Source organism: Streptomyces sp. MGP-BFMKR1 (assembly GCF_057766585.1).
The window spans coordinates 5,746,311-5,763,250 of the sequence record NZ_CM173408.1 but is presented as its reverse complement, the minus strand read 5'-3'; the positions used below and the strand labels follow the sequence as shown (position 1 = coordinate 5,763,250).

The 16,940-nt window shown below is 72.4% G+C and carries 17 protein-coding genes; 4 read left to right on the top strand and 13 right to left on the bottom strand.

Annotated elements, in window-relative coordinates; all coding sequences use genetic code 11:
* Window positions 1-7: 7 nt before the first annotated feature.
* Window positions 8-202 (top strand): hypothetical protein, encoded by a 195-nt coding sequence (locus AC3CHW_RS22795; RefSeq protein WP_488467680.1) that lies wholly within the window; start codon window positions 8-10, stop codon window positions 200-202.
* Between the two features lie 125 nt (window positions 203-327).
* Here the strand turns inward: AC3CHW_RS22795 and AC3CHW_RS22790 are convergent, their stop codons facing one another.
* The 7 genes from AC3CHW_RS22790 to clpS form a co-directional block, all read right to left on the bottom strand.
* Window positions 328-1,278 (bottom strand): PLP-dependent cysteine synthase family protein, encoded by a 951-nt coding sequence (locus tag AC3CHW_RS22790; RefSeq protein WP_176161851.1) that lies wholly within the window; start codon window positions 1,276-1,278, stop codon window positions 328-330.
* Window positions 1,278-1,577: a MoaD/ThiS family protein gene (locus tag AC3CHW_RS22785; protein ID WP_176161852.1), complete on the bottom strand. Its 300-nt coding sequence runs from the start codon at window positions 1,575-1,577 to the stop codon at window positions 1,278-1,280. Before AC3CHW_RS22785 ends, AC3CHW_RS22790 begins: the two co-directional genes overlap by 1 nt.
* A gap of 104 nt (window positions 1,578-1,681) precedes the next feature.
* Window positions 1,682-1,831, bottom strand: coding sequence for a putative leader peptide (locus AC3CHW_RS22780; RefSeq protein WP_176161853.1), 150 nt, complete (start codon window positions 1,829-1,831; stop codon window positions 1,682-1,684).
* 157 nt (window positions 1,832-1,988) lie between these two features.
* On the bottom strand, window positions 1,989-2,411 hold the full coding sequence (locus tag AC3CHW_RS22775) for a M67 family metallopeptidase (protein WP_398610760.1): 423 nt from the start codon (window positions 2,409-2,411) through the stop codon (window positions 1,989-1,991).
* 186 nt (window positions 2,412-2,597) lie between these two features.
* Window positions 2,598-4,196 carry an amino acid permease gene (locus tag AC3CHW_RS22770; protein ID WP_488467679.1) on the bottom strand — a complete coding sequence of 533 codons (1,599 nt, stop codon included), beginning with the start codon at window positions 4,194-4,196 and terminating at the stop codon, window positions 2,598-2,600.
* Between the two features lie 928 nt (window positions 4,197-5,124).
* Entirely contained in the window at window positions 5,125-5,706 is a 582-nt protein-coding gene (locus tag AC3CHW_RS22765) for a DUF2017 domain-containing protein (RefSeq protein WP_187062021.1), read from the bottom strand.
* The gene (gene clpS / locus AC3CHW_RS22760) at window positions 5,706-6,011 is read right to left on the bottom strand and encodes an ATP-dependent Clp protease adapter ClpS (protein ID WP_176166091.1); all 306 of its coding nucleotides are present in this window, start codon (window positions 6,009-6,011) and stop codon (window positions 5,706-5,708) included. Before clpS ends, AC3CHW_RS22765 begins: the two co-directional genes overlap by 1 nt.
* 246 nt (window positions 6,012-6,257) lie before the next feature.
* Here clpS and AC3CHW_RS22755 point away from each other — a divergent pair, with 246 nt between their 5' ends.
* Together AC3CHW_RS22755 and AC3CHW_RS22750 are read left to right on the top strand one after the other, a co-directional pair.
* Window positions 6,258-7,586 (top strand): nicotinate phosphoribosyltransferase, encoded by a 1,329-nt coding sequence (locus tag AC3CHW_RS22755; protein ID WP_398610828.1) that lies wholly within the window; start codon window positions 6,258-6,260, stop codon window positions 7,584-7,586.
* Between the two features lie 356 nt (window positions 7,587-7,942).
* Complete coding sequence (locus tag AC3CHW_RS22750; protein ID WP_187062020.1) at window positions 7,943-8,536, top strand: nicotinamidase; 594 nt, start codon at window positions 7,943-7,945, stop codon at window positions 8,534-8,536.
* A gap of 115 nt (window positions 8,537-8,651) precedes the next feature.
* On the opposite strand, the gene AC3CHW_RS22745 is transcribed toward AC3CHW_RS22750, so the two are convergent.
* The 3 genes from AC3CHW_RS22745 to AC3CHW_RS22735 form a co-directional block, all read right to left on the bottom strand.
* Window positions 8,652-8,906, bottom strand: a complete 255-nt coding sequence (locus AC3CHW_RS22745) for a hypothetical protein (protein WP_398610829.1) — start codon at window positions 8,904-8,906, stop codon at window positions 8,652-8,654.
* A 351-nt stretch (window positions 8,907-9,257) separates the two neighbouring features.
* The gene (locus AC3CHW_RS22740; protein ID WP_488467678.1) at window positions 9,258-11,675 is read right to left on the bottom strand and encodes an immune inhibitor A domain-containing protein; all 2,418 of its coding nucleotides are present in this window, start codon (window positions 11,673-11,675) and stop codon (window positions 9,258-9,260) included.
* Between the two features lie 176 nt (window positions 11,676-11,851).
* On the bottom strand, window positions 11,852-12,268 hold the full coding sequence (locus tag AC3CHW_RS22735; protein WP_459249870.1) for a hypothetical protein: 417 nt from the start codon (window positions 12,266-12,268) through the stop codon (window positions 11,852-11,854).
* Window positions 12,269-12,760: 492 nt separating this feature from the next.
* On the opposite strand from AC3CHW_RS22735, the gene AC3CHW_RS22730 reads away from it, so the two are divergent.
* Window positions 12,761-13,036 carry a hypothetical protein gene (locus AC3CHW_RS22730; RefSeq protein WP_459249871.1) on the top strand — a complete coding sequence of 92 codons (276 nt, stop codon included), beginning with the start codon at window positions 12,761-12,763 and terminating at the stop codon, window positions 13,034-13,036.
* A 106-nt stretch (window positions 13,037-13,142) separates the two neighbouring features.
* Here AC3CHW_RS22730 and AC3CHW_RS22725 read toward each other — a convergent pair whose 3' ends face one another.
* From AC3CHW_RS22725 to AC3CHW_RS22715, 3 genes are all read right to left on the bottom strand, one after another.
* A complete protein-coding gene (locus AC3CHW_RS22725; protein WP_488467677.1) occupies window positions 13,143-13,682 on the bottom strand; it encodes an RDD family protein in 540 nt (179 codons plus the stop codon).
* A 168-nt stretch (window positions 13,683-13,850) separates the two neighbouring features.
* Complete coding sequence (locus tag AC3CHW_RS22720; protein WP_488467676.1) at window positions 13,851-14,720, bottom strand: RDD family protein; 870 nt, start codon at window positions 14,718-14,720, stop codon at window positions 13,851-13,853.
* Window positions 14,721-14,835: 115 nt separating this feature from the next.
* A complete protein-coding gene (locus tag AC3CHW_RS22715; protein WP_488467675.1) occupies window positions 14,836-16,725 on the bottom strand; it encodes an RDD family protein in 1,890 nt (629 codons plus the stop codon).
* Window positions 16,726-16,940 lie beyond the last annotated feature (215 nt).

The following is a 16,940-nucleotide window of genomic DNA, read 5'->3' as shown; positions in this document are numbered from 1 at the left end:
AGGCGGGATGGGGTTCTCGTGGTGGCCCGCGGTGGCCGTGGTGCTGGTGCTCGCGCTGGTCGCCGCCGTCAGCGACGGCCTCGGCCGGGTGTGGGTGCGGCGCCGGCCGCGCCGCCCCGGCCGGCCGGAACGCGAACGGCCCGGCCGACGGGGGTCGACCGGGCGCGAGGGGAACGGCGGGGCCGGGGGCGGAGACGAGTAGCCCGCCGGCCGGGCGGGGGTGCGGCACCCCGCCCGCGCGCGGGCCGGGCGGCGGCCGGGATCAGGGCCGGAGGCCGGCGGCCCGGCGGCGGCCGGGGGTCTGCCCTGGCCGCCGCCGGTGTGCCGTCAGGCCCAGAGCTGGCCCTGGAGGGTGGCGATGGCCTCCTCCGTGGTGGCCGCCGTGTAGACGCCGGTGGACAGGTACTTCCAGCCGCCGTCGGCGACGACGAACGCGATGTCGGCGCTGACGCCGGCGCGCTCGGCCTTGCGGGCGACGCCGAGCGCGGCGTGCAGGGCCGCGCCGGTGGAGATGCCGGCGAAGATGCCCTCCTCGGCGAGGAGTTCACGGGTGCGGCGCACCGCGTCCTCGCTGCCCACCGAGAACCGGGTGGTGAGCACGGACTCGTCGTACAGCTCGGGGACGAAGCCCTCCTCCAGGTTGCGCAGCCCGTAGACGAGGTCGTCGTAGCGCGGCTCGGCCGCCACGATCCGCACGTCGGGGACCTGCTCGCGGAGGTAGCGGCCGACGCCCATCAGGGTGCCGGTGGTGCCGAGCCCCGCGACGAAGTGGGTGATCGAGGGGAGGTCGGCGAGGATCTCGGGGCCGGTGGTGGCGTAGTGGGCGCCCGCGTTGTCCGGGTTGCCGTACTGGTAGAGCATGACCCAGTCCGGGTGCTCGGCGGCCAGCTCCTTGGCCACGCGCACGGCGGTGTTCGAGCCGCCGGCGGCCGGCGAGGAGATGATCTCCGCGCCCCACATGGCCAGCAGTTGGCGGCGCTCCTCGCTGGTGTTCTCCGGCATGACGCACACGATGCGGTAGCCCTTGAGCTTGGCCGCCATGGCGAGCGAGATGCCGGTGTTGCCCGAGGTGGGTTCCAGGATGGTGCAGCCCGGGGTCAACCGGCCGCTCTTCTCGGCCTGTTCGACCATGTGGAGCGCGGGCCGGTCCTTGATCGAACCCGTCGGGTTGCGGTCCTCCAGCTTGGCCCAGACCCGCACGTCGGCGGAGGGCGAGAGGCGGGCGAGCCGCACCAGCGGGGTGTTGCCGATGGCGGCCAGCGGGCTGTCGTACCGCATCAGGCCGCGTCGTTCCGGCTGGGGGCGCCGCCGGCGACGGCGGGCAGGATGGTGATGCTGTCGCCGTCCTTGAGGGACGTCTTGATGCCGCCGAGGAACCGCACGTCCTCGTCGTTCAGGTAGACGTTGACGAAGCGGCGCAGCTCGCCGCTGTCCTCCACCAGGCGCGCGCGGATGCCCGGGTGCCGCGTCTCGAGGTCGGTGAAGAGCGCTTCGATGGTGTCCCCGCTGCCTTCGACCTTCTTCTGGTCGTCGGTGTAGGTGCGGAGGATGGTCGGGATGCGGACCTCGATGGCCATGGCTGAGCTCCTGTCGGAGTGCGAAGGTGCGGAATGTCGACTGAACGGCACGCGGCTGCGCGTGGACGTACGGCGCGGTGTGCGGGCGGGCGTGGCCGCGAGGGTCAGGCGGCGGCGCGCCGCGGACAGATGGCGCTGGCGAGGCGGCACAGATCGACGTGCAGCCGCGCGACGAGCAGGGAGCCCGGCGGCGTGGCGGGGTGCGCGCGGGTCACCCCCCGGCGGGTCGCGGCGTTCACGTCATGGACAACCATGCGCTCATCGTATCGATTCCCGCTCGCGCTCCGGATAGCCCGTCTTGGCTGGTGGACTCCCGCGTTGCGCCATGTGAGACGCGAGGCCCTCGCGCGGCCCGCCGCCGGCGCCGGACGCGGCGGCTGCGGGCCGCGCGACGGCCCGCCCGCGCGGGGCTCAGTACGCCTCGACGACGCGCACGTCCTCCTCGGTGACCACGCCGTCCACGATGCGGAACGAGCGGAACTGGAAGGGGCCGGCGCCGTCGGTGTCGGCGGTGGAGACGAGCACGTAGTGGGCGTCCGGCTCGTTCGCGTACGAGATGTCCGTACGGGACGGGTACGCCTCGGTCGCGGTGTGCGAGTGGTAGATGATCACGGGCACCTCGTCGCGGTCGTCGAGGTCGCGGTAGAGCTTGAGCAAATCGCCGGAGTCGAACTCGTAGAACGTGGGCGAGCGGGCCGCGTTGAGCATCGGGATGAACCGCTCGGGCCGGTCGCTGCCCTCCGGGCCCGCGACCACGCCGCACGCCTCGTCGGGGTGGTCGGCGCGCGCGTGGGCGACGATCTGGTCGTGGAGGGCCTGGGTGATGGTCAGCATGGCGACAGCATAAGGAGCCCCGCGCGCCGGCCCGGGGCGGGGCGTGGGACCCGGCGGGCGGCCCGCGCGGGGGGGGCGGGACGAGGACGGGGCCCGGCCCGTATCCGCGTGTGCGGGTACGGGCCGGGCCCGGGTGCGGCGCGGGGCCGCGGGTGCGCCCGGTGGGCGCGTCGAGCGGGTGCCGCCTCAGTCCTTGTCGCGGGTGGCGTCCCCGTCGCCCGGCGCGGGCTCGTCGGACTCCTTGACCGCGCCACCGTCGGCGGACCCGGCGGACCCGGTGGTGGCCGGTGCGGACTTCTGCGCGACCACGGGCGGCTCGCTGTCGCCCCAGTCCGCGTTGGCCGCGGCCATCGAGTAGTCCTTGCGGGCGAACGCCTGCGGGTTGCGGCCCTTTATGACGAAGTAGCCGATGGTCAGCAGCACGCCCCAGATCGGCGCCGCGTAGAGCGAGACCCGGGCGTCCTCGTCGAAGCCCATCAGGACGATGACCATCCCGATGAAGCACAGCGCGAAGATGCTGGTGTACGGGGCGCCGGGGGCCCGGAACGTGGACTGCGGCAGCTCACCCCGGTTGGCCTTGGCCCGGTAGCGGAGCTGCGAGAACAGGATCATGATCCAGGCCCACATGCCGGAGATGGTCGCGAAGGAGACGACGTAGTCGAACGCCTTCGACGGCCACTCGTAGTTGATCCAGACGCCGACCATCATGAGCGCGGCCGAGACGCTGGTGCCGAACAGCGGCAGGCCGTTCTTGGTGAGCCGGGTGAAGATCTGCGGGCCCTGACCGTTGAGCGCCAGGTCGCGCAGCATGCGGCCGGTGGAGTACATGCCGGAGTTGCACGAGGACAGCGCCGCGGTGAGCACCACGAAGTTCACGATGCCCGCGCCCGCCGGAAGGCCGATCTTCTGGAAGGCGGCCACGAAGGGGCTGGTGTCCGGCGCGAACTCGGTCCAGCTCACCACCGAGAGAATGATGATGAGGGCGCCGAGGTAGAAGACGGCGATGCGCCACGGCACGGTGTTGATGGCCTTGGGCAGGGTCTTCTTGGGGTTGACCGATTCGCCCGCCGTGACGCCGACGAGTTCGACGGCGAGGAAGGCGAACATCACGATCTGCAGGGTCATCAGCGTGCCGTCGATGCCCTTGGGGAAGAAGCCGCCGTCGTCCCACAGGTGGGTGAAGGAGGCCGTGTCGCCGGCGTCGGAGAAGCCGATGGTGATCACGCCAAGGCCGATCAGGATCATGCCGAGAATGGCGGTGACCTTGATCATGGAGAACCAGAACTCAAGCTCGCCGAAGAGTTTCACCGAGATGAGGTTGGCGCCGAAGAGAATGACCGTGAAGACCAGTGCGGACACCCATTGCGGAATGTCACTCCACCAGTACTGCATGTACTTGGCCGCGGCGGTGACTTCCGTGATGCCGGTGACGACCCAGAAGAGCCAGTAGGTCCAACCGGTCACAAAGCCGAAGAAGGGGCCCAGGAACTCCCGGGCGTACTCGGAGAAGCTGCCGGAAACGGGGCGATACATGAGCAGCTCGCCCAGCGCCCGCATGATGAAGAAGATGACAAGACCAGCGACGGCATAGGCGAGGATGAGGCTGGGGCCAGCCTTGGTGATCGCCTTTCCGGCGCCGAGGAAGAGCCCCGTGCCAATGGCGCCACCGATGGCGATCATCTGAATCTGTCGGGCTCCCAGTCCTCGCTGGTAGCCCTCGTCGGTCGCGACCCCTGTGGCCTCGCTGCCGTCGTCGTTCCGCGTGTCGACCTGCGCTGAGGTCATAAGTGGTGCGCCTTTCTCCATACCGATCCGGATTGTCCGGATCGGGTCCCGATCCCCCCGGATGGAGTCCTGCACGCCGACGATCGGTCGGCACAGCGCTCCCGCCGCGACAGGGGTGGCGTCGCGGACGGCAGGTCGTGAAGATTTACCACGAGCCGACCTGAGATCAGTAGGGACGGACGCGACGCAGGTCACGAAAAAAGTAGGACAAACCGCAGATCAGTGTTCGATTCCCACCGGCGCGGTGATGGGATCGTTATGCGGATTTGAGCCTCCGTTGAGCGAACGCCAAGTCGCGATCTATCCGGATATGGCGACCGCTCCGTCGCCCCGCCGCGAGGCCGTTCGAGGAACCAAGATCACCCGGACAGCGGCCCCGCACGCCGCCCGGCGACCGGAAGCCCCGCCTCCCACGACCGGAAGCCTCGCCTCCAGTGGCCGGAGACCCTCGTTCCGGTGCCCGGAAGTCCCGCTTCCGACGACCGGCCAGCCGCCTCGCGGACGCCGCGTCGCCGGCCGGAGGGTTCGCCTCCGGTGCGCTTCGGCGACCGCCCGGACCACGCTCCGCCCGGCCCACCGCCAGCCTCGTCGCGGGCCGCGTCCCAGCTCGGACCGTACGCCACCGCGAGCACCGACGGCGCGGGCCGATGGCCGGGGAGCCCCGGCGGGCGCCTTGGCCGGCGCCCGCGACGCCCCTGTCGCGCACGCGCCGCCGCACCATCATCACCGGTGCGCCGCCCCGCGACCACGGGCGGGTCGCGTGTCACGCCACCGTCACACCGCCACCGCGCCCTGCCCCGGGAGCCGGGGCGAGCCGAACATACGCGTCGCGGGCCACGGGCGTGGCACTCAAGGACCGGACGGCGTGCGGCGGCCCACCGACGGCGGCCCACGCGGTGGGGGGATGCCGCTCGGGCGCGTCCGTCGACTACGGCATCAGCGTTTCGATGAGGGACTCCTGCATTCCGCCCAGCCACAGGTAGGCCATCACCATGGGCTTGCGGGGGTCGGAGTCGGGCAGGGTGTAGAGCTCGCTGGCTTCCTCGTCGTCGTCGGAGACCTCAAGCCGGGCCCCGATCGCGAGCCGCAGGTCGTTGAGCGCGCCGAGCCACTGCCGGGAGGAGTCCGGGCCCAGTTCGAGCACCGCGCCGCCGGAGCCCAGCGCGTCCAGGCTGCGCACCATCGCCAGCGCGTCGTCCCGCTTGCGCGCCCGCAGGTCGTTCTCCGTGAAGCGGCGGAACTCGGCCGCGGCGGCCCGCGTCCGCTCGTCGTCGGCCGCCCCGGGGCCGCCGTACGCGTCGGGGAAGAGCCGGGCGAGCGCCGGGTCGGACGGCGGGCTGCTCGGGCCGTCGGTGAAGAGCGCGGCCAGCGGGTCGTCGTCCGCCGCCGCCTCGCCGGGCCCGATCAGTTCGAGGAGTTGGACGGCGAGGCTGCGCAGGATGGAGATCTCCACCTCGTCCAGCGCGACGGCGGCGCCGCCGCCGGGCAGCGCCTCGAAGTGCCCGGCCATCAGCGGTCCTGCTGGAGGGTCGCCCACAGGCCGTAGCCGTGCATGGCCTGCACGTCGCGTTCCATCTCCTCGCGGCTCCCGCTGGAGACGATCGCGCGACCCTTGTGGTGGACGTCCATCATCAACCGGTGTGCCTTGTCCTTGGGATAGCCGAAGTAACTCTGGAAGACGTACGTCACGTAACTCATGAGGTTCACCGGGTCGTTGTGGACCACGGTCACCCAGGGCACGTCCGGCTCGGGCACCTCGACGGGCGCCTCGCTCGCGTCGGGCCGCTCGATCTCGGTGGGGGCCACGCTGAGCAGCGGATACGGCACGGTGCGTGCGACAGCGGGTGGACAGGGATGGGCGCTCACCCGTCCCATGCTGCCACCCGGCGTGGCCTGGCGCACAAACGGCCCTAGAAATCGTCACTCTGACGAATAATGGAGGTAGCATCCCCCCAACCGCTCCACCCGAGACGCGGGGTCCACCCCGCCGTGAATGCTGGGAACGCCATGAACGCCAAGAACGCCCCGACCACCGCGCACACCGCGGCCGGCGGGAACGCGATGAACACCGCGGACCTTGGGCTGCCGGTCGACGTGCCCTCCACCGCGCTCTTCACCGACCGGTACGAGTTCACCATGTTGCAGGCGGCGCTGCGGGGTGGCACCGCGGGGCGCCGTTCGGTCTTCGAGGTCTTCACCCGACGGCTGCCCGAGGGCCGGCGCTACGGCGTGCTCGCGGGCACCGGGCGTGTCCTGGACGCCGTGGAGAACTTCCGCTTCGACAGCGGCATCCTCGGCTTCCTCTCCGACCAGCGGATCGTGGACGAGACCACGCTGAACTGGCTGGCCGACTACCGCTTCTCCGGCGACATCCACGGCTACCCCGAGGGCGAGGTCTACTTCCCCGGCTCGCCCCTGATGCGCGTCGAGGGCACCTTCGGCGAGGCCGTGCTCCTTGAGACGGTGATCCTGTCCATCCTCAACCACGACTCGGCCGTCGCCGCCGCCGCGTCCCGGATGGCCGTCGCGGCCGGTGGCCGCCCGCTGATCGAGATGGGCGCCCGCCGTACCCACGAGCTGGGGGCCGTCGCCGCGGCCCGGGCCGCCTACGTCGGCGGCTTCTCGACCACCTCCGACCTGGCCGCCGGCTTCCGCTACAACATCCCGACCGTGGGCACCAGCGCGCACGCCTTCACGCTGCTGCACGACAGCGAGCGGGACGCGTTCACCGCGCAGGTCGCCGCGCTCGGCAGCGGCACCACGTTGCTGGTGGACACCTACGACGTGGCCGAGGCGGTGCGCACCGCCGTCGAGATCGCCGGCCCGGAGCTGGGCGCCGTGCGCATCGACTCCGGGGACCTGCTCCTGCTGGCCCACCGGGTGCGCCAGCAACTCGACGACCTCGGCGCCCACCAGACCAAGATCGTGGTGACCAGCGACCTGGACGAGTACGCCATCGCCTCGCTGGCCGCGGCCCCGGTGGACGCGTACGGGGTCGGCACCCAGTTGGTCACCGGCAGTGGCCACCCGACCTGCTCGATGGTCTACAAGCTGGTCGCCCGGGCCGCCTCCGACGACCCCTCGGCACCACTGGTCCCGGTCGCGAAGAAGTCCATGGGTGGCAAGACCTCCATCGGCGGGCGCAAGTGGGCCGCCCGCCGCCTGGACGCGGAGGGCGTGGCCGAGGCGGAGGTCGTGGGCTCCGGCCCGGTGCCGCCCGAGCTGGCGGACCGGCAGCTCCAGGTGGAGCTGGTACGCGCCGGCGAGGTCGTCGCCCGCGAGCCGCTCGACGCGGCCCGCGACCGGCACACCGCGGCCCGCGCCGGCCTGCCCCTGTCGGCGACCCAGCTCTCCCGTGGCGAGCCGGTGCTGCCGACCGAGTACGCCTGAGTGGGCCGAGTACGCCTGGGCGGGCCGCCAGCCGTCGCCGGGCCCGGACCGGGCCTGGCGACGGCTGGTCAGGCCGCCGGGCCGCCGGGCAACCGGGCAGTCGGGCAGTCGGGCAGTCGGGCAGTCGGGCAACCAGCCAGACAGCCGACCAGCCAGACAGCCAGCGGACCGTCGCTCGACACGGGGGTGGTCGGCGCCCACACGTGTGACGGGCGGTGCGCCCGGGAAGACCAGGGGCGCGCCCGCCGTCCGCGGCACACGTACTCCCGTGCGACCCGTTCGGTGTCTACCCTCGGTTACACCGGATCGGGGCGCACACCGATCCCTACCTCGTCCCCATCCGGAAGGCACGCGCCATGTACCGGGCACTGATCGTCATCGACGTGCAGAACGACTTCTGCGAGGGCGGCAGCCTCGCCGTCCAGGGCGGTTCCGACGTCGCCGCCGCCATCACGGACCTGATCGGTCAGGCCGCCCCCGGCTACCGGCACATCGTGGCGACCCGCGATTACCACATAGACCCGGGCGACCACTTCTCCGACCACCCCGACTACGAGCACTCGTGGCCGGTGCACTGCCTGGCGGGCACCGAGGGCAGCGGCTTCCACCCCAACTTCGCGCCGGCCGTCGCCGCCGGGTCGCTGGACACGGTCTTCGACAAGGGCGCCTACTCGGCGGCGTACAGCGGCTTCGAGGGCGCCGACGAGAACGGCACGCCGCTGGAGCGCTGGCTGCGGGAGCGCGAGGTGAGCGAGGTGGACGTGGTCGGCATCGCCACCGACCACTGCGTACGGGCCACGGCCCTGGACGCCCGCCGCGCCGGCTTCGAGACGCACGTGCTGCTCGACCTGACGGCGGGCGTGGCCGAGCACACCACCGAGCGGGCGCTGAAGGAGATGCGCGCGGCCTCGGTGCGGCTGACCGGCACGCCGGTGCTCCGCTCGGCCTGACCCGCCCGGCCCTGCCCGGCCCGTTCCGCCGTCGCCTGGCCCGGCCCGGGCTCCGGCCACGTCGCCGCGCCTGCCGCCCGCCCCCCGTACCCATACCCGCTGACAAACCCGCAGGTCAGGCGGGCGTGGCGGGTGAGCGCAGCGTGCTGCGCAGCAGTGCCCGGATCGGGTGCCAGGACTCGGTGTCGTCGTCGGGGGCGGCCCGCCAGACCAGCCCGTCGGGGTGGTGCAGCACGGCCGTGATCTCGTCCGGAGTCGGGGGTTCCGCGTTGCCCCGCAGGTAGACCGCGCGCAGGCCGAGGTTGCGCAGCCGGGTCAGGGCGCGCTGCCGGTTCGCGGCGTGCACCAGGATGCGGATGCGCGGGCCCATGGCGGCGGCCCCGCTGAGCGCCCCGGTGCGAATGAACGCGCTTTCTGTCTCAGCCGCCGCAGCGACCTCAGTGGGCCCACCGATCACTCCGGAACCGCCACCGCCGGCCGTGTACGTACCGTGACCCAGCGTGCCGCCGGGGCCCGCGCCCATCGGCCGACCGAACGGGCTGGGCAGCGAGACCGCCACCACCACATCGCCGCCCGGAAGCTTGGTGAATCCACCGCCTGCCATGCTCTCGATCGCCCCCTGAGACGTCGCGTCAACAAGAATCTCGTAGGGGCATCTAAACGCGAATCGGCCGCCGCCCGCTAGGGGCGACGGCCGATACCGCTGTGACCTGCGACTATGTCACTTCCGGCTGGAAGGACCGACGCGGAGGGTCATCGTGGACCCGTCCCACGCCTCGTGCAGGATCCTGATCTGGGTGTTGGTGTCAGGAACCTTAACGCCACCGGTCGGGTTGGTGTCGTACCAGTAGGTGCCCTTGCGGTCGTCGAAGACGGACACGCCGCGCTTCGACGGCACCCGCGTGGCCTTGCCGTCCTTGTGGACGGTGTAGCCATCGGTGCGGAAGTGGCTGAAGGTGGAGTCGTACGCCTGGAAGCGGTTGCGCATCAGGGTGCCGTCCGACCACTTCTCGGGCTTGGCGTGCGCGTCGACCGGCAGGATCTGACCCGAGCCCGGGTGCGCGCTCACGTTGTTGTCGGGCGTCGCGGTGTCCCACAGCCAGATCAACAGGCCGTTCTGGTACGGGTAGTGCTCGACCCAGTTCGGCCGGGTGGAGGCCCAACCGTAGTTGTACGGGCCGACCTTGAGGGTCTTGTCGTAGCTGACGTACTGGCGGTTCTCCGCGATGTAGTACTGCGGGTAGTCCTTGGTGAAGGACTCGCCGATGCGCGAGAAGCCCTTGCTGGTCCAGCCGTTGTCGTCACCCTCGGCGCCGTCCTGGAAGAGCGGCTTGCCGTCGGCCGTCACGCTGATCTCGTCGGCCGCGAAGCCGTTCTGCGCGGCGCCGCCGTCGGTCTGGTAGCGGAAGCGCACGTCGATCTTCTGGCCCGCGTAGGCGTCCAGCGGGTACGAGAGCTTCTTGTACGCGCCCGAAACCCCGTGCAGCGCCGGCTTGTCGCCGCCGTCGCGCGGGATCTGCTTGCCGTCGGCCGTGCCGTCGACGGGCGTCCAGTTGGCGCCGCCGTCGGTGGAGACCTCCGCGTAGAGGTAGTCGTAGTTCTCCTCGATGTCCCACCAACCCTGCAGGTCGAGGGACGCCTTGGCCTTGCCGGTCAGGTCCACCGGGCGGGTCAGGGTGTTCTTGAGGTCGTTGCCCATGCCGCTCCACCACTGCTTGCTGCCGGCGGCGGGCTTCACGATCTTGGTGGTGCTGGACTTGGCCGGCAGCTCGACCAGGAGCGCCTGCTTGTCCTTGGTGTTGTACTCGGCCACACCCAGCTTGTGGGTGGAGCGCGTGGCGGCCTTGGCCTGGTCGTAGTTGAGCCAGCCGAGCTGGAGCTTGTCCCAGGCGTTCATGTCGCCGGGCAGGTCACCGATGCTGTCCTTGCCCTCGCCGAGCCAGGAGCCGGTGGACATCAACGACCAGAAGGCGACCGAGGACTCGGCCCGGTTCGTGGTGTCGTACTCGTCCGGCAGGCCGAGGTCGTGGCCGTACTCGTGGGCGAAGACGCCGAGCCCGCCGTTCTCCGGCTGCATCGTGTAGTCGCCGACCCAGATGCCGGTGGCGCCGATCTGCGCGCCGCCGGCCCTGTTGCCCTCCGGGCCCGTCTTGCCGGCGTCGGTGCCGTACGCGTACCAGCGGTGCGCCCACAGCGCGTCCTCGCCCTGCACGCCGCCGCCGGCCGACTCGTCCTCGCCCGCGTGGACGATCTGGAAGTGGTCGATGTAACCGTCGGACTCGTTGAAGTTGCCGTCACCGTCGAAGTCGTAGCGGTCCCACTGGTCGTACTTGGCCAGGTCCGCCTTGATCTGCGCGTCGGTGCGGCCGGCGGCCTTCTGGTCCTCGGCCCACCGGGTCACGCCGTCGCGGACCAGGTCCCAGGCGTTGGAGCAGTTGGTGTCGCCGCAGTAGTTGGAGCCGTAGCGGGCCTCGTTGTAGTCGACCTTGACCCAGTCGGAGACCTCACCCTCGACCGAGTAACGGCCCGAGGACTGCTTCTCGTAGTACTTCTTGAGCGATTCCTTGTTCTTCGCCTTCGAGAAGTACAGGTCCTCGTAGTGCTTGCGGTTGTAGTCCGCCTTCCAGGCCGTGCTGTTGTCCTGGGCACGGTCCGGCTTGGCTATCTGGTTGTGCGCGGGGCCGGGGTCGCCGCCGTACTTCTTGACTGGGGGCTGCGGACCGTCCGGGCCGTCGGGGTCGTACGTGGTCTCGTTGTCGACCTTGTCGCCGAACTCGACCAGAATCGTAAAGATCTTGTCGGTCTTCTCCCGGCCCAGCTCGACGTACTTGCCCCGGTCGAGCTTGACCACCTTGGACGCGCCGCGGCGTTCGGCCTTGGCCTCCCCGGAAATGACCTGGCGCAGCGCGTCCTCGCGCTGCGCCTCCTGCTGCTCGCTGAACGGGCCTGCCAGGTCGTGCTCGACGTGCTTGCCCGGTGCGGCGGGGTCCTTGCTCGCCGCTTCCGTCGCCGCCGCGGGGGCGGGGGCGCTGCTACGGTCGTCGGCCTGGGCCACGCCCACCGAGAGCGCGCCGGCTCCGAGTGCGCCGATGACCGTGGCGATGGCGATGGGTCTCATCGCCCTCCGTTGACTTTTCACCTGAGTACTGCCTCCCCAGTCAAGATGAGTGTCGCTATTTGACCGGAGTTAATGCAGAAAAGACAGACCTTGACTTGGACACGCCAGCCCAGTACGTTTTTTGCTTTTCACGCTCCGCATAGCGAACGGCTGGGCGGTGTATGTCCAGGGGCGCTCACCAAGTCGCCGCAGTCGGCTCAGTTGTCGGGCGTGGGCCGTCGCGTGCTCACGGGCGGGCACGTCGGGTCCGCCGTCGCTGATGTGAAGCAGGCGTACGCCTCGGCCCCGGGCTTGGCGCTCGGGGCGGGCGCCAACTCCTCGATAACATCGGCACATTCGGACGGGATGGCGTAGTCCCGGGCCTCGACCACAAACCGCTGTTCGATCACCGACCCTCGCTCGGTCGCCAACGGTTGCTCGGTCGCCGCCTCGCGCACGTGCCGATCCCGCCCGTACTCGATCTCGCTCGCGATCTCGACGCACTGCGCGTACGACAGCGGCGGCGTTGTCGAGGAGGGACTCGACTCCGGTCCCTCGGGCACACCCGGCCGGGCCGCCAGGACGATTCCGGCGGCAGCGGCCAACACGGCGACGGTTCCCAGTACATGACGCACGACGGGTCAGCTTCCTTCACACTTGGCACGGTGACTGCCATATCTGATCAGATATGCGCAGCCCGCGTGGTGGCAGCGTGGAATCGGCTGACTACCCGGCTGAACCTCAACGCTCCGACGTCCGCGACGTCCCTCCTCCCGCCAGCGAGTGAGGCGGAGTTGGCCGGCGGCAACCGTTCGGCGCGCGAGCCCGGCAGCGGAGCGGAGTGGTGGATCGAGGGCTGGCGACCGCTGCGCCCGTGACGCGGACCGTGCAGCGTCCCCACCCGGCACCCACGCCCCACACCCCGCTGTCAACCGGCGCGCTGGGACCGGATGTTGTATGGCCGGATGACTCCGTGCGCCCCTTGTGCACCGGCACCGTGGGTTAGGTCACGCTTACTGGAAGTCCGTCTGGGGCATTCAGCACCGTAGGGTTTTTCCGTCGACATACCCGCGTGACGCCTGCCCCCAAAGCTCCCCCATATCGTCTTCTTGAGGACGGATATTGCCATGCCGCGTCCGACCCCAGCCCAGCTTGTCTACGGTTCGGCGACCGTCGTCTTATCGACCCTCGCCATGCTGCTGCTCTCCGAGGCGCGATCAGGAACGGGCGTGGCGGTCATCGCGGTGGCCGGCCTCGCCCTCGGGCTGCTCGTCGCCGTGACCGTGCCGATCCCCCGGGCCACCCCGGCGCCGTCGCGCCGCGGCGCGGACTCCTCCCCCGTCACCCGGCTCCCGCTCCGCCGCACCGAGCCACGGGCCACCGAGCACACCCTGCGGAGCTGACCCACCACAGAGCCAGACACCCAGCCGGACACGGCGAAGCCGGCCCGCAAGGACGGGCCGGCTTCGCCGTGTCTGGCGTTGGGGACGCGTACGGGGCGCGGTGTGGTCAGCGCGCCTCGACGACCACGGTCTTGGCCACCTTGTCGTGCAGGCACTGGTGGAAGGGCTTGTCCCACAGGTGCCACAACGAGTTGAGCAGCCAGAACAGCGTGCCCAGGAGGATGGGTTGGGCGATGCCGGGCAGGGCGTACACCGCGGCCCGTGACCAGCCCTTGCCGCGCGGGATGTCGCCGTCGGCCAGCATGGCCACCCGGATGCGGGCCGCCTTCTTGCCGAGGGTCTGGCCGTCGTGGGCGAGCATGGCGCCCTCGTAGCCGAAGTAGACGATGAACGTGATGACGGCGCTGATCGCGGTCTTGCCGATGTCCGGGTCGTTCGGGTCGTCCATCGCGGACTGCAACGCGCCCGTGGCGGCGAGCGCCAGCGTCCAGATGACGCCGAGGATCAACGTGTCGAGCAGCCGGGCCACGAACCGTTGGCCCGACGTGGCCAGCGGAGCCATTCCGGCGGGGACACCGGGGGGCTGCGTCATGGGGTACGGGGAGTGTGGCGGCCCGTACGGGGGCGGCGGCTGGTTGGCGCTCATGCCCCGATTACATCAGCGAGCGCCGCGCGCGCCCAGATCGGGCCCGGGAATACCCCCCGGGTCGTTACCCATCGGCAATCTGTGTCGGCGCCAGCCCGCCCCGCGGCCGGCCCGGTCGGGGCCGCGGGGCCCGGTGTGACGGTCGGGGTACGGGGCGGCGGCCCCGGCTCATTCGGTCGAGACCACGACCGTCTTGGCCACCTTGTCGTGCAGGCACTGCCGGTACGGCCGGTCCCAGGTGCACCACAGGATGTTGACCAGCCAGAAGAGGAAGCCGCAACACGGCACGATCTGTGGCAGCGCGTAGGTTCCCGCCCGGAACCAGCCGGGCTGACCCGTCGGATTCGCGCCATTGTCGAGCATCGCCACCCGCAGCTTCATCAGCTTCTTGCCGACGGTCTGGCCGCGCGTGGTGAGCATCAGCCCCTCGTAGATGAAGTACACCAGCGCGAAGACGATCTGCGTCGCCGACGACTTGCCCGTGTCGTCGGGGTCGGTGGGGTCGTAGCCGCCGAACGACAGGAGCATGATCACGCTGACCGGGATGGCGACGATGAGCCCGTCGACGATCCTGGCGACCAGCCGCCGCCCGAGCCCGCCCAGCGGCGGCATGCCGGCCAGCGGATCGGCGGCCCCGCCGTAGGGGTCGCCGCCGTAGGGGTCGCCGCCGTAGGGATCGCTGCCGTACGGGGGCACGCCGCCGTACCCGCCGCCGGGCTGGTCCCCGTACGGGCCGCCGTAGGGCCCGCCGTACGGGGAGCCGCCGCCCGGCGAGCCGTTGTACGGGCCGCCGCCGGGCGGGCCGCCCTGGCCGCCCTGGCCGCCCTGTGCGCCCTCGCCGGGCCAGCCGCCGGGCTGGCTCGCGGCGGACCCGGGGTGGGCCGCGTCGAACGGGCCCGGGGCACTCGCGCCGGGCTGGCCCGCGCCCGGAGCGCCCGGGCCGGGCTGGTCGCCCGAGGGCGGCTGCGGCGCCTTGCGCAGCGGGTCGTCGTCCTGCGGCGGCTCGCCGGAGCCGGGCTGGGGCTGGTCGGTGCTCATGGCCCGAGTCGAACCCGGCGGCAGGCCCGGCGCATCCGGCGAGCGCCGTTCGGGCGACCCGGCTGGCCCGTCCGAGCGGGCGCACCACCGCGCGCGCCACCCCCGACCGAACGGGCTACTCCCGGCCCGAGGCCACGAACGTACGCGCCGCCTTGTCGTGCCAGCACTGCCGCCACGGCCGGTCGAACAGGCACCACACCACGTTCACCAGGCCGATGACCAGCAGCCCGAGCACCCCGTACACCAACCACCGGCGCAGCGCGGCGCCGAAGGTCGGGGTGTCGTGGTCCTCGATGTCGAGCACCCGCACCCCGCACAGCTTCTTGCCCAGGGTGCGGCCCCACTTGGCGGTGGGCAGCGCCTCGTAGACCACGCCGAGCAGCAGCAGCGCCGCGAGGGCCAGGGCCAGGTAGCCGCCGGTGGTGCCGTCGAGCAGGTAGACGGTGACGGTCTCGCCGGTCTGCTTGGCCTCCTCCACCTTCTCGTCGATGTGGTCCTTGGCCCGCGTCCACAGCGGCAGCACGACGGCGCCGACGAGCCCGCCGAGCACCAGCGTGTCGACGAGCCGGGCGGTCAGCCGGCGGCCGAGCCCGGCCGGCCGGCCCTGTGCCTGGGCGGCGCTCAGGAACGGGTTGTCGACCGGGGGCTTCCACGGGATGACGTCGTCGATCGAGCCGGCGCGCGCGCCGTCGGGGCCGGCCGGCTGGGCGAGGTCGTGTACGCGCTGTGCCCAGTCGGCCTGGCCGGCGCCGAGGCCCGGCGCGGCGAGAGCGGGCGGGGGCGCGGGGGCCGGCTGGGCCGGGCCGGGGGCCGGGGCGCGGAGTGGGGCGCCCTGGGTCGGGATCTGGGTGCCCGGCACCGGCTGGGGGTGGGCGTCCTGGTGCGGCGCGGCCTGTGCGGGCGCGGGCGTGGCGGCCGGCTGGGCCGGGGGCGTTGGCGCGGCGGGGCCCGCCTGGGCCTGGCCCGCGCGCGCCTGTACGTCGCTGCCCCGCGCGTCGCCGCCACGGCCCTGCGCGCGGATGGTCAGCGTGCCGTCCCGGCCGCCGGGGGTGGCGGGGCCGGCGGGGGGTGCGTCCTCCGACTGGCCCCGGCCGCCGCCCGGTTCGGCGCCCTGCCGCTCGCGGCGCAGCGCCCGGATGGTGAGCGTGCCGTCGCCGCTGGCCCGTGGCGCGGCTCCGTCCGCTCCGGCCGCCCCGGGCTGGCCGGCGACCCCGGGCTGGCCGGTGCCTTGGCCGGGGACGGCGTCGGCGGGGGCCGGCTCGGTGGGCGCGGCGCCCTGGTGCGGTACGACGGGGGTGCCGCCCGCCGGGAGGGCCGCGCGGGGCGCGGCGCCGGCGTCCAGTGCGCGGCCCCGCGCCTGCGGGGGCTCGACCGCCGCCGTGGGGTCGGGCACCGTGGGTCCGGGCGCGGCGGGTGCCGGGGCCGGCGCGATGCCGGTCGGCGGGACCACGCGCGGGTCGCCCGGACCGTCGCCCCAGGCCGGCACGGAGCCGGGGCGGCCGGCCGGGGCGTCGTCGGCGCCCCAGGACACGCGCTGGTCCGCATCGCCCCCGAAGCCCGCCTGCCGCGAGGTGTCGGCGTACCAACCGCCGCCCGGCGCGGGGCCGCTGTCCGGCGACTGCTGCGGGTCGTGCCAGGGCACGGCGTCGGCGGGCCGGGTGGCGCCCTGCGTGCGCACGCCCACCTCGCCGCGCGGGCGCAGTTCGGGCAGCGCGCCGCCCGGGCCGCCGGCGTCCGGCTGTTCGTCGAAGAAGACCGGCCCCGTCTGGTCGGGGACCGCGCCCGCCTGTTGGGTGGTGTCGATCGGCGGCTGCTCGGTCGGGGCGAGCTGCGGGCCCTGGCCGTCGGCGTCGGGCGGCGGGGCGGGGACGGCCTCCCCCTCGCTGGGGGCGGGCCGGCTGGTGCCGGGCACCCAGGCGGCGCCGTTCCAGTAGCGGATGTAGCCGGGGATGGACGGGTCAGGGTAGTAGCCCTGCGTGGGGCCGCTGTCGCCGGGCACGCTCATGGTCTCCGATGTCCCGTATCTGCTCGGCCGCCTGGGCCGTGCTGTCTGTGCGGTGGGTGGCGCTACGCAGTCTGCCGCACCGGCGTGGCGCGGTGAACAGGCGCTCCGCGACCTTCTGGGCTGGCCGCACGGCCCCGCAGCGGCCCCCAGGTCTACCAGAAGGCCCCCCGCGCCGCGCCCCGCAATACCCACTGACCACCCGCACGCGGGCGGGT

Bases quoted from the DNA above. Each gene is read 5' to 3' on its own strand.
- AC3CHW_RS22790 (WP_176161851.1), bottom strand. From the start codon at position 1,278: ATGCGGTACGACAGCCCGCTGGCCGCCATCGGCAACACCCCGCTGGTG.
- AC3CHW_RS22780 (WP_176161853.1), bottom strand. From the start codon at position 1,831: ATGGTTGTCCATGACGTGAACGCCGCGACCCGCCGGGGGGTGACCCGC.
- AC3CHW_RS22755 (WP_398610828.1), top strand. From the start codon at position 6,258: ATGAACACCGCGGACCTTGGGCTGCCGGTCGACGTGCCCTCCACCGCG.
- AC3CHW_RS22775 (WP_398610760.1), bottom strand. From the start codon at position 2,411: ATGCTGACCATCACCCAGGCCCTCCACGACCAGATCGTCGCCCACGCG.
- AC3CHW_RS22785 (WP_176161852.1), bottom strand. From the start codon at position 1,577: ATGGCCATCGAGGTCCGCATCCCGACCATCCTCCGCACCTACACCGAC.
- AC3CHW_RS22770 (WP_488467679.1), bottom strand. From the start codon at position 4,196: ATGACCTCAGCGCAGGTCGACACGCGGAACGACGACGGCAGCGAGGCC.
- AC3CHW_RS22745 (WP_398610829.1), bottom strand. From the start codon at position 8,906: ATGGGCCCGCGCATCCGCATCCTGGTGCACGCCGCGAACCGGCAGCGC.
- AC3CHW_RS22725 (WP_488467677.1), bottom strand. From the start codon at position 13,682: ATGAGCGCCAACCAGCCGCCGCCCCCGTACGGGCCGCCACACTCCCCG.
- AC3CHW_RS22750 (WP_187062020.1), top strand. From the start codon at position 7,943: ATGTACCGGGCACTGATCGTCATCGACGTGCAGAACGACTTCTGCGAG.
- AC3CHW_RS22765 (WP_187062021.1), bottom strand. From the start codon at position 5,706: ATGGCCGGGCACTTCGAGGCGCTGCCCGGCGGCGGCGCCGCCGTCGCG.
- AC3CHW_RS22730 (WP_459249871.1), top strand. From the start codon at position 12,761: ATGCCGCGTCCGACCCCAGCCCAGCTTGTCTACGGTTCGGCGACCGTC.
- AC3CHW_RS22795 (WP_488467680.1), top strand. From the start codon at position 8: ATGGGGTTCTCGTGGTGGCCCGCGGTGGCCGTGGTGCTGGTGCTCGCG.
- AC3CHW_RS22715 (WP_488467675.1), bottom strand. From the start codon at position 16,725: ATGAGCGTGCCCGGCGACAGCGGCCCCACGCAGGGCTACTACCCTGAC.
- AC3CHW_RS22720 (WP_488467676.1), bottom strand. From the start codon at position 14,720: ATGAGCACCGACCAGCCCCAGCCCGGCTCCGGCGAGCCGCCGCAGGAC.